9 protein-coding genes are annotated in these 15,780 nt (G+C 75.1%); all 9 read left to right on the top strand.

Translation table 11 applies throughout. The features are described 5' to 3' along the window. Positions 1-3: 3 nt before the first annotated feature. Entirely contained in the window at positions 4-4,548 is a 4,545-nt protein-coding gene (locus OG500_RS33075) for a non-ribosomal peptide synthetase (RefSeq protein WP_329585565.1), read from the top strand. A 61-nt stretch (positions 4,549-4,609) separates the two neighbouring features. Continuing rightward, positions 4,610-4,828 carry an MbtH family protein gene (locus OG500_RS33080; RefSeq protein ID WP_329585567.1) on the top strand — a complete coding sequence of 73 codons (219 nt, stop codon included), beginning with the start codon at positions 4,610-4,612 and terminating at the stop codon, positions 4,826-4,828. After that, positions 4,825-6,723 carry a non-ribosomal peptide synthetase gene (locus OG500_RS33085; RefSeq protein ID WP_329585569.1) on the top strand — a complete coding sequence of 633 codons (1,899 nt, stop codon included), beginning with the start codon at positions 4,825-4,827 and terminating at the stop codon, positions 6,721-6,723. The genes OG500_RS33080 and OG500_RS33085 overlap by 4 nt, the downstream gene beginning before the upstream one ends. Beyond that, positions 6,720-8,339, top strand: coding sequence for a condensation domain-containing protein (locus OG500_RS33090; RefSeq protein WP_329585571.1), 1,620 nt, complete (start codon positions 6,720-6,722; stop codon positions 8,337-8,339). The genes OG500_RS33085 and OG500_RS33090 overlap by 4 nt, the downstream gene beginning before the upstream one ends. Beyond that, positions 8,336-10,375 (top strand): cytochrome P450, encoded by a 2,040-nt coding sequence (locus OG500_RS33095; protein ID WP_329585574.1) that lies wholly within the window; start codon positions 8,336-8,338, stop codon positions 10,373-10,375. The genes OG500_RS33090 and OG500_RS33095 overlap by 4 nt, the downstream gene beginning before the upstream one ends. Before the next feature lie 44 nt (positions 10,376-10,419). Beyond that, positions 10,420-11,964 carry a condensation domain-containing protein gene (locus tag OG500_RS33100; protein WP_329585577.1) on the top strand — a complete coding sequence of 515 codons (1,545 nt, stop codon included), beginning with the start codon at positions 10,420-10,422 and terminating at the stop codon, positions 11,962-11,964. Beyond that, positions 11,961-12,713, top strand: coding sequence for a thioesterase II family protein (locus OG500_RS33105; protein ID WP_327070523.1), 753 nt, complete (start codon positions 11,961-11,963; stop codon positions 12,711-12,713). The genes OG500_RS33100 and OG500_RS33105 overlap by 4 nt, the downstream gene beginning before the upstream one ends. Next, a complete protein-coding gene (locus tag OG500_RS33110; RefSeq protein ID WP_329585582.1) occupies positions 12,706-14,370 on the top strand; it encodes an amino acid adenylation domain-containing protein in 1,665 nt (554 codons plus the stop codon). Before OG500_RS33105 ends, OG500_RS33110 begins: the two co-directional genes overlap by 8 nt. Continuing rightward, a complete protein-coding gene (locus OG500_RS33115) occupies positions 14,364-15,746 on the top strand; it encodes an MFS transporter (protein WP_329585586.1) in 1,383 nt (460 codons plus the stop codon). The genes OG500_RS33110 and OG500_RS33115 overlap by 7 nt, the downstream gene beginning before the upstream one ends. Positions 15,747-15,780: the final 34 nt, after the last annotated feature.

Below are 15,780 nucleotides of genomic sequence, written 5' to 3' on the forward strand. Positions count from 1 at the left end.
ATCATGGGCAACTACCATGCCCTGACCCGGCGGAACGCCGACCGGGCACCGGTGTCCGGCCTGCAGCGCGGGCTGTGGTTCCTCGACCAGCTCACCCCGGGCAGCCCCGCCTACAACATCCCCTGGGTGCTCGACCTCGACGGGCCGGTCGAACTCGCCATCCTGCAGCAGGCGCTGGACACCATCCTCGCGCGGCACGAAGCGCTGCGCACCACCTTCGCCACCGACCGGGACGAGCCGTGCCAGCTGGTCCACGCCGAACTGCCGGTGCGGATCGCGCTGACCGATCTGACTGCGCTGCCCGCCGAGCGGCGCACGGCGGCGGCTGCGGCGGCCGTGGCGCAGGACGCCGGGGAGCCGTTCAGCCTCGCCGAGGGCCCGCTGCTGCGCGTCCGGCTGATCCGGCACGGCGCCGCGGACGGCGAGCGGAGCACCGTCGTCGCGGTCTTCCACCACATCGTCTGGGACGAGTGGTCGATGGGCCTGTTCGAGCGGGAGCTGACCGAGGCCTACGACGCCGCGCTGACCGGCCGCACCCCGCAGCTGCCCGAACTGCCCGTGCAGTACGGCGACTACAGCGCCTGGGAGCGGTCCACTCCGCGCGAGCGGGATCTGGCCTACTGGCGGCAGCAGCTGGACGGTGCCCCGGCCGTCACCACGCTGCCCGCGGACCGCCCCCGCCCGGCCCGGGCCAGCGCACGCGGCGACACCTACCACTACCCGTTGACGCCCGGCACCGCCGCCCGGGTGGGCGAGCTGGCCCGCGAGTCGGGGGCCACCCCGTTCACCGTGCTGCTGGCCGCCTTCGCCACCCTCGTCCACCGGTACACCCGGGAGCAGGACCTGGTGATCGGCACCCCGGTGTCCACCCGAAATCGTCCCGAACTCGACCACCTGATGGGCTACTTCGTCAACGTGCTGCCGCTGCGCCTGCGGGCCGGGGGGCAGACCACCTTCCGCGAGCTGGTCGAGCAGGCCCGGGACACCGCGTTCGACGCCTACGGTCACCTGGACACCCCGTTCGACAGCATCGTCAACGAGGTGGCGGTGGACCGGTCGGGCAGCCAACCTCCGCTGGTGCAGCTGCTGTTCGGCGCGCACACCCAGGACCCGGCCGGGCTGCGGCTCGGCTCCGCCACCGGCCGCGGCCGGTCGCAGCCCAACGGCACCACCAAGTTCGACCTGATCTGGTCCACCTACGACGACGGCGAGCTGCACGGCGAGGTGGAGTTCGCCACCGAGCTGTTCGACCGGGCCACCATCGCCCGACTGGCCGAAGCCTGGCGGGAGTTGCTCGACCAGGCGATCGGCGCACCGGACACCCCGCTCGGCGTGCTCGGCCTGGTGCCGCCGGCCGGACTCCCGGCCCTGCTACCCCGGCCCGCCGAGCCGGCCGGCGCCGACCTCCCGCTGCACCGCGGCTTCGAGCGACGGGTCGACCGCGCACCCGCCGCCCCGGCGCTCACCGACGCCGCCCGCTCGCTCAGTTACGCCGAGCTGGACCAGGAGGCCAACCGGCTGGCCCACCACCTGCACGCGGCGGGGGTGCGGCGCGGCGACCGGGTGGGCCTCTACCTGGACCGCACCGCGCAGGCGGTGGTGGCGATCCTCGCCGTGCTCAAGACCGGCGCGGCCTACGTCCCGGTCGACCTCACCGCGCCGAGCGAGCGGCGGGCCTTCGCGTTCGCCGACGCCCGGGTGCGGGTGGTGGTGACCGACCAGCCGGACGGCGCGGCCGACGGCCCCTGGCGCACCGTGCACCTGCAGCGGGAGGCCGAGGCGATCGCCCGGCGCCCCGCGCACCGGCCCGAGGCGGGGGCCACCGCCGACGACGTCGCCTACCTCATCTTCACCTCCGGCTCCACCGGCCGGCCCAAGGGGGTGCAGATCGCCCACCGCAGCGTCGGCGAGCTGATGGCCGACACCGCGCGGCGGCTGGAGATCGGCGCCACCGACGTGGCCACGCTCTTCCACTCCTACGCCTTCGACGTCTCCGTGTGGGAGATCTGGAGCGCGCTGCTGCACGGCGGCACCCTGGTCGTCGTCCCCTACCTGACCTGCCGCGAGCCGCAGGAGTTCGCCGCGCTGCTGGCCCGTGAGCAGGTCACCCTGCTCTCCCAGACCCCCTCCGCCTTCCGGCAGTTGACCACCGCGCTGGAGGAGCGCCCACGTCCGCTGCCCCGGCTGCGCCGGGTCCTGCTGGCCGGCGAGGCGCTGGACCCGCCCGCGGTGCGCCGCTGGTTCGGCCTGCCGCAGCCGCCGCCCGCGGTGCTGTGCAACCTGTACGGGACGACGGAGACCACGGTGCACGCCACCGCCTTCGACATCGGCGCGGACACGGCGCAGGCCTTCGACCGCAGCCAGGTCGGTTCGGTGCTCGGGCACCTGACCCAGGCGGTGCTCGACGACCGGCTGCGACCGGTGCCGCTCGGGGTGCCGGGTGAACTCTTCATCGGCGGCGAGGCGTTGGCGCACGGCTACCTCAACAGGCCGGGCCTCACCGCGCAGCGCTTCCTGGTCGACCCGTTCAGTCCGGTGCCAGGCGCGCGGATGTACCGCACCGGCGACCTGGTGCGCCGGCTGCCCGGCGGCGGCCTCGAGTACCTGGGCCGGCGGGACGGCCAGGTGAAGGTCCGGGGCTACCGGATCGAGCTGGGCGAGATCGAGAGCGCGCTCGCCGCCCACCCGTCCGTGGCCAGCTGTGCGGTCACCGTGCACGAACCCGCGCCGGGGGACCGCAGGCTGGCCGCCTACCTGACCAGCGCAGCCGAGGGCGGACCGGACCTCGCCGAGCTGCGGCGCCACCTGCGCACCACGCTGCCCGAGTACATGGTCCCGGCCAGCTTCACCGTGCTGCCCGTGCTGCCGCTGACCACCAACGGCAAGATCGACCGGGCCGCGCTGCCGGAGCCCTCGGGCGCCCTGGTGGTCCACGCCGAGGGCGAGCGGGTGGCGCCGAGCGGTGAACTGGAGGTGCTGGTGGCCAAGATCTGGTCCCAGGTGCTGGACGTGGCCGCGGCGGAGCTGGGCGCCCACGACAACTTCTTCCACCTGGGCGGGGATTCGCTGCGCGCGGTGCGGGTGGCGAGCGCGCTGCGGGCGGCGGGCTGGAGCGTGCGGCTGCAGGACTTCTTCGCGGGGCCGACGGTCGCCGCCCTCGCGGCGGCGGCCACCCCGGACCTGGCGAGCGGTGAAGAACCGCTGGAGCAACCGCCGTTCGCACTGATCACGGTGGCCGACCGGGCCGCCCTGCCGGACGGCGTGGTGGACGCCTACCCGACCGCGACCATGCAGCTGGCCATGGCCTACCACATGGAGCTGTCCGGGGGCACCGACAGCTACCACAACGTCAACAGCTACCTGGTGACCGGCGCCTTCGACCGGGCGCTCTTCGAGCAGGCCGTCACCGAGGCGATGGAGCGCCACCCGGTGCTGCGCACCTCGATCGACCTGATGTCCTTCGGCGAACCGCTCCAACTGGTGCACGGCACGCTCCCGGCCCCGGTCCGGGTCGCCGATCTGCGGCAGCTGCCGCAGCAGCAGCGGCAGGCGGCGGTGCGCGAGGAGTTCGAGCGGCTGCGGAGCACCGGCTTCGCGCTCGCCGAGGCCCCGCTCTTCGCGGCCAGCGTGCACCTGCTCGCCGAGGACGCCTTCCAGCTGACCATCGCCGAGCACCACGCGATCCTGGACGGCTGGAGCTTCACCTCGCTGCTGTCGGAACTGCTGCGCCGCCACGCCGAGTTGCTGGCCGACCCGGACCGTCCGCCGCTGGCCGCGCCGAAGTCCGGTTTCGGGGAGTTCGTCGCCACCGAGCGCGCGGCGGCGGATGACCGGGCCGCGCTGGAGTTCTGGCGCGACCGGCTGGCGGGCGTCGACGGAACCCTGCGCCCGCGCGCCGATCTCGCCCCGGTGGCCGGGGAGTTGGGCGTGCGCAGCACCGAGCGGCTGCTGCCCGGGATCGGCGCGGTGCTGCGGCTGGCCGCGGCGACCAGCGGTGGGACGCCCAAGAGCGCCGCGTTCGCCGCCCACCTGGTGGCACTGGGCCGGATCACCGGCGCACCGCGGGTGACCAGCGGTCTCTCGGTCAACGGCCGGCTGGCCAAGGACGGCGGCACCGAGGCGCTCGGTCTCTTCCTCAACACCGTGCCGGTGAGCGCGGCGGTGGACGGCGACCCCGGCGCGCTGGCCCGGCTGCTGCACGAGCAGGAGACGGCGATGCTGCCGTACCGGCGGATGCCGTTCGCGACCCTGGCCCGGTTGATGGCCGGCACCGCGCTGGACAGCAACTTCGGCTTCCTGCGCTTCCACGCGCTGGGCCGGCTCGCCGAGGGCAGCGCCCAGATCGTCAGCGACAGCCTGCGCTTCGAGCCGACCATGCGGCACGAGCCGACCAACTTCGCGCTCAGCGCGGCGGTGGTGCTGGACCCGACCTCGGACGACGGCCTGCTGCTGGTCGACCACGACCGGGCCAGGCTGCCCGAGCGGGCGGCGGCCGAGTACGCGGCCGCCTACCTGGCGGCGCTGGACGCCATCGCCGCGGGCCGGTGAACCCGCCGGACCCACGAGTGCTCACCACACCTGACGAACCATCAGCAGAGGAGTAGCCGTCATGGACGCTTTCACCGAGTTCAACGTCGTGGTCAACGAGGAGGAGCAGTACTCCCTCTGGCCGATCGAGCTGGAGCTCCCGCTCGGCTGGCGGGCCGAGGGGACCAGCGGCAGCGAGGCCGACTGCCTGGCCCGGGTCGAGCAGGTGTGGTCGGACATCCGTCCCAAGAGCCTGCGGGACTCCATCGAGCGGCGCCGGGCCGAGGAGTCCGTGCGATGACCATCGGACTGGAGATCGGGCCCGGCGCGGGCCTGGGCACCACGGGGACGGGTCTGGCCACCACGGGGGCGGGTCCGGGCACCACGGGCACGGTCGTGGGGCTCTTCGAGGAGCAGGTGCGGGCGTGCCCGCAGGCGGTGGCGCTGAGTGCGCCGGGTGCGGGTGAGTGGTCGTACGGGGAGCTGAACGCGCGGGCGAACCAGGTGGCCTGGTGGTTGCGTGGTCACGGGGTCGGCGTGGGTGACCGGGTGGGGTTGCACGTGGCGCGGTCGCTGGAGTGCGTGGCGGCGATGCTGGGGGTGCTGAAGGCCGGTGCGGCGTACGTGCCGCTGGAGCCGGGGGTGCCGTTCGAGCGGCTGGCGCACTTCGTGCGGGACGCGGCGCCGGTGGTGCTGGTGAGCGCGGATCCGGCGGCGGCGCCCCGGCTGGGTGTGCGGGTGCTGGACCTGGCGGACCCGGAGCTGGCCGGGCAGGACACCCGGGACCTGGGGCTGGAGCTCTCCGCCGAGGACGTGGTGTACGTGCCGTACACCTCGGGCTCCACCGGCCTGCCGAAGGGCACGCTGGTGCCGCACCGCGCGGTGCCGGGCTTCTTCGCCGGCGAGCGGTACGCCTACTGGGGCCCCGGGGCGACGGCGGTGCTGCACGCGGCGCTCTCCTGGGACGGCCACATCCTGGACCTCTACCCGGCGCTGCTCTCCGGCGGCCGGGTGCTGATCCCCGGCCACGGCAACTCCGACCCCATCGCCACCGCCCACACCGCGGCCGAGCACGGCGCCAGCGTGCTCTTCCTCACCACCGCCGCCTTCAACCTGCTCGCCCTCACCCAGGGCGGCCCGGCCACCGCCCCGCGGCACCTGCTGTTCGGCGGCGAGAGCGCCAGCGTCGAGTACACCCGGCAGATCGCGCGCCGCTACCCGGACACCCACCTGGTGCACTGCTACGGCCCCTCCGAGGCCACCGTCTTCACCACCGTGCAGCCGCTCGGTCCCGCCGACCTGGCCGGGGAGTCGCTGCCGATCGGGCGGCCGGTCGGCGACCGGACCGTCCACCTGCTGGACGAGCGGCTGCGGCCCACCCCGGACGGCGAGACGGGCGAACTGTACGTCGCAGGACGGGCGTTGGGCCACGGCTACCTCAACCGCCCCACTCTGACGGCCAGCAGGTTCCTGCCCGACCCGTTCAGTGCCGAACCCGGCGCGCGGATGTACCGCACCGGCGACCTGGTGCGCCGACTGCCGGACGGCAGGCTGGAGTTCGTCGGACGGCGGGACGGCCAGGTGAAGATCCGGGGCTACCGGATCGAGCTGGGCGAGATCGAGACCGTGCTCGCCGCGCTCCCGGCGGTGGCCACCTGCGCGGTCACCGTGCACGAGCCCACGCCGGGGGACAAGCGGCTGGCCGCCTACCTCACGGCCGCCGAGGGCAGCGCGCCCGACCCCGAGGGCATCCGGGAGCAGCTGCGGGCGAAGCTGCCCGAGTACCTGGTGCCGGCCACCGTCGCGGTGCTGCCCGCGCTGCCGATGACCGTCAACGGGAAGATCGACCGCCGGGCACTGCCGGCGCCGGACCCCGGCACGGACACACCGGCGGCGCTGGAGCGCCAGCAGCCGGACGAGGACCCGCTGCAGCGGCTCATCGGCCTCGCCTGGTCCCGGCTGCTGGGCGTCGGACAGGTGACGGGAAGCGACAACTTCCTCACCCTGGGCGGGCATTCCCTGCTCGCGGTGCGGCTGGTGCACGTGCTGCGCGCGGCCCTGGGGGTGGAGGTCACCCTCGGCAGCCTGCTCGCCGCCGCCGACCTGGCGGAGTTCACGGCCGGCGTGCGGGCCGAACTCGACCGCGCGGGCGCCGAACCCGACCTGCCCAAGCTGCTCGCCAGGCTGGCGTCATGAGCGCGACCCCGCTGCAGGCCGGCCCGGACGACGTGATGCGCGAGCTGCTGGCCGCCCTGCTCGACCCGGACGCCGCGCCCACCAGCCCGCTGCCGCGGGGCACCGGGCAGGACGGCGAAGTCCCGCTCACCGAGGGGCAGCGGCAGCTCTGGTTCCTCCAGCAGCTGTGGCCCGACGCCACCACCTACCACGTGTGCACCGCGCTGCGGCTGCGCGGCGCGCTGCACGCCCCGGCGCTGGAGCAGGCGCTGGCGGACCTGGTGGCCCGCCACCCGGCGTTGCGCACGACCATCCGCACCGGGCGGCGCGGGCGCCCCCAGGGCGTGCTGCACCCGCCCGGAGGTGCCACGGCCGTCCTGGCGGCGCAGGAGCTGCCCGGCCGCACGCCCGAGGAGCGCGAGGCGCAGGTCCAGCAGGCGGCGCGGGCCGAGTTGGCGGTGCCGTTCGACCTCGCCACCGGCCCGCTGATCCGGGCCCGGCTGCTCCGGTTCGCACGGGAGGACCACGCGCTGGTGCTGACCTTCCACCACCTCGTGGTCGACGGCTGGTCGATGCGGATCGTGCTGCGGGATCTGGCCGCACACTACTCGGCCAGGGTCGGCGGCCGGCCCGCCGGACTCCCGGAACTCCACCACCAGTACACCGACTTCGCCGCCTGGCAGCAGGACGGGCTGAGTTCGTCGGCGCGTTACGCCGACGCGCTCGACCACTGGCGGCGCACCCTGGCGCAGGCGCCGCAGGAGTCGACCCCACCTCCGGACCGGGCAGCCGGCCAAGCAGCCGACCAGGCGGTGGACCGCAGCGGCCGGCGCACCGGCCGCTCGCTCCACTTCGACCTGCCGGCCGCCACCGTGCGCGGCGTACGGGCCCTGGCCGCCCGCGAGGCCAGCACCCCGTTCGCCGTCTGCCACGCGGCGTTCACCCTCTGGCTGGCTCGGGCCACCGGGCGCACCGACCTGGTCACCGGCGTGCCCAGCTGCGGTCGTCCGTTTCCGGAACTCGACGACGTGGTCGGCTACTTCGTCAACCTGCTGCCGCTGCGCAGTCGGCTGCGGGCCGAGGCGACCTTCGCCGAGACGGTGCGCGCGGCCCACGCCGGGGTCGCGGCGGCGCTCGACCACGACCTGCTGCCGTTCGACCGGATCGTCGGCGCGCTCGGTGTGCCCCGGCGCCCCGGCGTGCAGCCGCTGGCCCAGGTGATGTGCCAGCTGGTCGGTGACCGCAGCGTGGGCGGCGACGCCGACGACTGGCACGGACTGGCCGTCACGGAGGTCCGGATCCTGCACGACGACGAGGCCCGCTTCGATCTCGAACTCGACCTGCGCGAGGAGGGGTCCGACCGGATCCAGGGCTGCCTGACCGTCGACGCCCGCCGCTACGGCGAGGCGCGCGCCGAGCGGATCCGTGACGAGTACGCCGCGCTGCTGGGCCTGCTCGGCCGCCACCCCGACACCGTGCTCGGCCCGCTGCTGGACGGCGCGACGCCGCTGCCCGGCCTTGACGACGTCCCTGATGACGTACCTGCCGCAGTACATGACGACGTGTGTGACGCGGAACGTCACGACGTGCGTGACGACGTGCGTGACGACGCATCGGAGAGGAAGGCAACGCGATGACCACCGTGCTGAGCCCGACGGACCGGCCCCAGGTGGTCGACGACTGGTTCCTGCTGCCGGCCCCGGCCTCGGCGGCCCGCACCCGGCTCTTCTGCCTGCCGCACGCGGGCGGCGACGCCACCGCCTTCGCCCCGCTGGCCCGCGAGCTGGCCCCGGGGATCGAGGTCTGGGGGCTGCGGCTGCCGGGCCGGGGTGCCCGGCTGCGCGACCCGCTGCCCGCCGACTTCGACGAGCTGGTCCGCCAGGTGGTGGGCGCACTGCTGCCGCACACCCACCCGGGCATCGCCTTCGGGCTCTACGGGCAGAGCTTCGGCGCCCTGCTCGGCTACGAGGTGGCCAGGGCGCTGCCGCCGGGGCACCGGCCCCGGTTCTTCGTCCCGGCCTCCGCCCACGCCCCGCAGCGCTGGGCCGCCGAGCTGCCCGAGCAGGTCGACGCCGCCGCCCTGTTGTCCGCCACCGACGCCGACCGGGTGATCGAGCAGAACGCCGAACTCAAGGCGCTCACCCTGGCCGTCACCGGCGCCGATCTGGCGCTGTGCCGCGGCTACCGGTACCGCCCCGGCCAACTGCCGCCCGAGGTGCGGCTGCACGCGGTGGTCGGGGCCGGCGATCCGCTGGTGGCGGGACCGGACCTGGCGGCCTGGGGCGCGGTGAGCGAGCGCCCGGTGGCGACCACGGTGGTGGCCGGCGGCCACCTGCTCGCGGTGCCCACCGAACCGGGGCCGGTCGCACTGCTGCGCTCGGTCGCCGATGCGGCGAACGCCGAGCCGGCGCACCCGGTGCGGACCGCCTCCGTCCCCACCCGCCCGGAGCAGGCACCGGACCCGGACCCGGATCTGGACCCGGATCTGGACCCGGATCGGGACCTGGACCTGACCGACACCACCTTCTGGGCGGGCCCCGACGTGGCGGCCCGGATCGACGCGCTGCGCGCGGCGGGCCCGGTGCGGCGGATGACGGTCGCGGGGGACGGGCCCACCTGGGCGGTCCTCTCCTACCAGCACGCGGCCCAAGTGCTCGGTGACGCCGAGAACTTCAGCTCGCTCGGTGGCTCGCTGCTGGGCACCTCCCCGGCCGGCACGCCGCCGGCCGGCTCCGGCACGATGATGGCGTTCACCGATCCGCCGGTGCACCGCACCATCCGCAACCCGCTGACACCGTTCTTCAACGCACGCAACACCGCCGGCTACGCGCCGCGGCTGGCCGAGATCGCCGGGCAGGCGGTCCGCGCGGGGCTGGCCCGGGGCGAGGTCAACTTCGTCGACACGATCGCCCCGGTGCCGCTGGCGGTGATGTGCGACCTGCTGGACATCCCGGAGGCCGACCGCGCCAAGGTGGTCGCGCTCTCCGACCGCGCCTTCCTCGGCGACACGCCCCAGAAGCGCCGCTCCGGCCACCAGGACCTGATCCGCTACCTGTTCATGCACACCATCGCCCACCGGGCCCGCCCGGCCGACGACCTGGTCAGCGTGCTGGCCACGCACCGGGTGGACGGCGGCCTGCTGCCGATCGAGGACGTGGTGCTGAATCTGGACAACATCCTGGTCGGTGGCGTCCAGACGGTGCGGCACACCGCCGCGATGGGCATGCTGGCGCTGCTGCGCAACCCCCGCCAGCTCCGGGCACTGTGGGAGGGGGAGGTCGAACCGGCCGACGCGGTGGACGAGTTGCTGCGCTGGACCTCCTCGGGGCTGCACGTGCTGCGCACCGCGGCCCGGGACGTGCGCCTCGGTGCGGCCGAGATCAAGGCGGGGGAGAAGGTGGTGGTGTGGACCTGGGCGGCCAACCACGACCCGGCCCAGTTCGACCGGCCCGAGGACCTGCTGCTGGACCGGGCGGCCAACCGGCACCTGGGCCTGGGCTGGGGCCCGCACTTCTGCCTCGGCGCGGCCCTGGCGAAGGCCGAACTCGCCGCGATCTTCACGGCCCTGCGGGACCAGGTGCGCGAGGTGGAGCTGATCGGCCGCCCCCGGCACAACAAGTCGATCATCAATTTCGGCCTGGATGAGCTGCCGGTGCGGCTGGTTGCCCGATGACCGGCGTCACCCGGGTGGGCCCGGGAACAACGGAAGGAGAAGCCATGAGGACGGGCATGAACACGGACGCGGGTGCGGGCATGGACGCGGGCATGGACACCGGAACGGGCACGGGCACGGATGCGGACGCCGGCGCGGCGGCGGAGCTGCTGGCGGCCGTCTGGTCGGAGGTGCTGGACGGCGTGCCGGTCGGGCCGTCGGACAACTTCTTCGACCTGGGCGGCGACTCGCTGCTGATCATCGAGGCGGTGGCGCTGGCCCGCGAGGAGGGGCTGGAGTTCACCCCGCTGGAGCTGATCGAGTACCAGACGGTCACCGAACTGGCGGCGCGCATCGCGGACCGGGGCCGGACCGCCGTCGCCGCCACGGCGGCCGCCCCGCCGGCCTCTCCCGCCGAGTTTCCGCTCACCGCCGCCCAGGTGCGGTTCTGCCTGGCCCAGCCGCACCCGCAGTACGTCACCCAGTCGGTCCTGTGGCGCGCCGACGGCCTGGACCCCGCGCTGCTCGACACCGCGCTGACCGCCGTGCTGGACCACCACGACTCCTTCCGGCTGCGCCTGCACCGCACCCCGGAGGGCAGCCGGCTGCGCCTGGCCGGCAGCGTGGGCCTCGCCCTGGAGCGGCACGACCTGTCCGCCGAGCCGGAGGACCGGCGGGCTGCGGCGCTCCTGGCGACGACCACCCGGCTGCAGCGCTCCCTCGACCCGGTGACCGGGCCGCTGGTGCGGGCCGCGTTCTTCGACCTGGGGGCCGCCGGGCAGCGGCTCTTCGTCACGGCGCACCACCTGGCGGTGGACAGCGCCTCCTGGCGGATCCTGCGCGGCGACCTCGCCAGGAGCGTGCGCCGCCTGGAGCGGGGCGAGCCGCTCGACCTGCCGGCCGCCACCAGCCCGTACGGAGCCTGGGCCCGGCAGCTCACCGCGCTCCCGGAGTCGGAACTGACGCATCATCAACTCTCGGGCGCATCAGCCTCCCGGGCCACCACCGCCACCGTGCGCACCGACGCACGGACGACCGAGACCCTGCTGCGCCGTGCCCGCTCCGAGCTGGGGGTGGGCCTGGACGCGGTGGTGGTGGCGGCCGTGGCGCAGGCGGTCGCCCAGGCCCACGGCATCGAGCAGGTGGCCGTCGACATCGAGCGGCACGGCCGGGACGCCGGCCCCGCAGCGCGGCTCGACCTCAGCCGGACCACCGGCTGGTTCACCCGCCTGCAGACCATCCGGCTCACCCCGGACGGCGCCGCGCCGCACACCCTGGTCAAGTCCGCCGACCAGGAACTGCACGGTAGGGCAGCCGAGTTCGATCCGTCGGCGGAGGCCGCCGTGCTGGTCAACTACCTGGGCCGGTTCACCGAGCGGGCCGAGGAGCTGTTCGGCGAGGCCGGCGAGGCGATCGGGGCCGACCGTCACCCGGACAACCTGCTCTCCCACCCGGTCGAGGTGAACGCCGCCGTCGACGGCGCCCACCTGGTGACCGTCCTCAGCTGCGCCGGGACGGCCCCGGCAGCCGCCGGTGCCCAGGCGCTGGCCACCGGCTACGCCGCGCTGCTGACGGGGCTGGCCGCCGCACTGGACGGGGCGGCCCGGTGATCCGCCTCCAGCCCCTGCCGCCCGCCGGCGGCCCGGCGGTGCTGCTGATCCCGGGCATCGGCGCCACGGCCCGCAGCGCCCGGCCGCTGACCCAGGCGCTCTGCGGGTTCCCGGTCTCGGTGGCGCTGCGCCGCCCGGGCGCCGCCGGGGAGAGCGGGCAGGCGCCCGCGATCCCGGACCGGGCCCGGGCACTGGCCCGGCAGCTGGCCGAAGGGCCGTGTCCCGAGGGACTGGTGGTGGTCGGGCACAGTCTGGGCGCCTACATCGCACTCGAACTCGTCCGCGAGCTGGCGCCGTTGCGGCCCGGGGTGGTCCGCGCGCTGGTGGTGGCCGGGCAGTTGCCGCCGCACCGCCAGCCGTGCCACGCCGACGACGGCTTCGCCGACGAGACGCTGCTGCGCAAGGTGACCGGCGGTGCGCTGCCCGAAGGGCTGGCCGCCGAACCCGAGTTGCTGCGCCGCCTGGTCGACCAGTGGCGCGGCGACTACCAGGCCATCGACGCCTACACGGCCGCCGGGACCGCCCGCCCGCAGGCCCCGCTCGCCGTCCCGCTGCACGTGTGGCACGCGAGCGGGGACCCGGCCGCGCCGGGCGGCACCGCGCTGCGCGCCTGGCGCGAGTACACCAGCGCCCCGACCGCCTTCGCGGTGTTCGAGGGCGGCCACGACTTCCTGTTCACCTGCGCCGAGTCCGCCGCCGCCCGGCTGCGGTGGCTGGCCGCTCCCCGAGCCGAGGTGCTCCATGCCTGACCCGTCCGCACCCGCCGCCACCCTCTACGAGTGGTTCGCCCGCACCGTCGCCCGCCAGCCGCACGCGCCGGCCCTGGAGGTGGGCGGGAGCGCCTACAGCTACCAGGAGTTGAGCCGGATCACCGACCAGCTGGCCGGGCGGATCCTGGCACGGCACGGCGGCCCGCCGCAGCGGGTCGCGCTGCTCGCCTCGCGCAGCCTGGTCGCCTACGCCGGCTACCTGGCCGCGCAGCGCCTGGGGGCCGCCGTCACCCCGCTCAACCCCGAGCACCCCGCCGTGCGCAACCGGGCGGTCTGCGCCCTGGCCGGGACGCAGCTGCTGATCGCGGACCGGGCGGGCGCCGAGCGCTGGCAGTCGGCGGACGCGGAACCGGGACCACCGCTCCTGGCGCTCGGCGACGAGGAGTTGACCGGCGAGCCGGTGGCCGCACTGCCGCCGTACCGGACGACCGGGGACGACCTGGCCTATGTGCTCTTCACCTCCGGGTCGACCGGCCGGCCCAAGGGCGTGCCGATCCGGCACCGCAACATCGCCCCCTACATCGCCCACAACATCGCCCGCTTCGAACTCGCCCCCGGGGACCGGGCCTCCCAGACCTTCGACCTCACCTTCGACCCCTCGCTCTTCGACCTCTTCGTCACCTGGGGCGCGGGCGCCACCCTGGTCGTCCCGCAGCGCAGCGACCTGCTCACCCCGGTGACCTATCTGGTCGAGCGCGGCATCACCCACTGGTTCTCGGTCCCCTCACTGGTCTCGGTCAGTGCGGCGCTCGGCAATCTGCCGACCGGGCTGGTGCACGCGCTGCGCTACAGCATCTTCGCCGGCGAGCAGCTGACGTACCGTCAGGCCGAGGCCTGGCACGCGGTGGCACCCGGCAGCGTGATCGCCAACATCTACGGGCCGACCGAACTGACCGTCACCGTCACCGAGTACCGCCTCCCCGCCGAGCGGGAGCGCTGGCCGCAGACCTCCAACGACTCGGTGCCCATCGGGCCGGTGCACGCGCACCTGGACCACCTGGTGCTGGACGAGCAGGGGCGCGAGGCGGCCGAGGGCGAGCTGTGCGTGCGCGGCAGCCAGCGCTTCGACGGCTACCTCGACCCGGCCGACAATCGCGGCCGGTTCCTGAGCGGGGCCGGCCCCGCCGCGGCAACCGCCACCCCAACCGCAACTGCCACCACCACCGCAACCGCCGCGGCACCTGCCGACGGCCCCGCCGATGACGCCGACGAGCCCGCCGCCGACCGCTACTACCGCACCGGCGACCGGGTGCGCTGGGAGCACGGCACCCTGGTCCACCTCGGGCGGCTCGACAACCAGGTGAAGGTCCGTGGCTACCGGGTCGAACTGGGCGAGATCGAGACCGCGTTGCGCCGTCACCCCGGCGTGGCCGAGGCCGTGGTGCTGGCCGTGCCCGCGGCGGGCGGCCCCGAGCTGGTGGCCTGCCACACCGGCGAGCCGCTGCCCCGCGCCGGGGTCAAGGCCTGGCTGCGGCAGCGGATCCCGGCCCACATGGTGCCGCGCCGCTTCGTCCACCTGGCCGCGCTGCCGCTGAACGCCAACGGCAAGATCGACCGCCCCGCACTGCTGCGCACGCTGAGCCCGGAGCCGGTCGCCGAGCGGCGCGAGGCCGCCGGGATCGGCGCGCGGTGCTGACCGCCCGGTCGGGCCGGGGGCGGGGTGCCGCTGAAATCGCCCCGGCCGCCGCTGCTGCCCCCGCACCCGCCCCCGCCCAAGTCCCCGCCCCCGTCCCCGCGCGGCGTGGCGGCCTGGCGGCCAACCGCAGCTTCCGGTTGCTCTGGATCGGCGAGTCCGCCGGCAAGTTCGGCACCGCGATCACCAGCGTGGCCCTCCCGCTGCTGGCCACCGTCACGCTGCACGCCACCGCCTTCCAGGTCGGGCTGATCACCGCCGTCCAGTGGGTGCCCTGGTTGCTGGTCGGCCTGCCCGCCGGGGTCTGGGTCGACCGGTACAGCCCCAGGCGGCTGATGATCTGCTGCAACGCCGCCTCCGCCGCCGCCCTGCTGAGCATCCCGCTCGCCTCGGTCGCCCATGTGCTGACGATCAGTCAGATCTTCGCGACAGCCGTGGTGCTGGGCCTGGCCAACGTCTTCTTCAGCACCGCCTACCTGGTCTATCTGCCGCTCATCGTGCCGCCCGAGGACCTGGTGGCCGCGAACAGCAGGCTGCAGGGCAGTGAGTCCTCGGCGCAGATCGCCGGGCCGGGCCTGGGCGGCGCCCTGGCCCAACTGCTCGGCGCCGCCGTCGGGCCGCTGGTCAACGCCGGCTCGTTCGTGGCCTCCACCGTCTGCCTGCTGCTCGCCCCGGAGCCCGCAGCGGGCACCCGCAGCGGTCCGGCCGCCTCGGTCTGGCGGGAGATCGGCGAGGGGCTGGGCTTCGTGCGGCGGGACCGCGTGCTGCGGCTGCTGACGGTCGTCGCCGCGCTGGCCAACCTGGCCATGACCGCCTACGAGGCGATCCTGGTGGTCTTCCTGGTCCGCACCGTCCACCTGGCGCCCGCCGCCGTGGGGCTGCTGATGGCCGCCACCGGTGTCGGCGGGATCGCCGGCGCCTTCGCCGCCGCCCCGCTGGCCCGGCGGCTGGGCGAGCCGCGCGCCATCGTCTACAGCCTGACCGCCACCGCCCCGTTCGGCCTGCTGCTGCCGCTCACCGGATCCGGCCCGGCCACCGCGTACTTCCTGCCCGGCGCCATCGTGCCGATGGCGGGGCTGGTCGTCTACAACGTGGTGGTCAGCAGCTTCCGTCAGCGGCACACACCGCGCCGCCTGCTCGGCCGGATCTCGGCGACCATGCGCTTCCTGGTCTTCGGGGCGATCCCGCTGGGTGCCCTGGCCGGCGGCACACTCGGCTCGCTGCTCGGTCCGCGCGGCGCCCTGTGGTGCGTCATGACCGCCGCCCTGCTGCCCGCCCTGCTGCTCGGCTGCTCGCCGCTGCGCCGCCGGAGCGCGCTCGACTCCGTTGTCACCCCTGCTGATTGCGCCGTCCCGGAAGGAACCCCATGTCCCGGCTAGTCTCCCTGCTCACGCCCGCCACGGCCCCCGTGCC

Source organism: Kitasatospora sp. NBC_01250 (assembly GCF_036226465.1).
In the GTDB taxonomy this organism is placed as follows: Bacteria; Actinomycetota; Actinomycetes; order Streptomycetales; family Streptomycetaceae; genus Kitasatospora.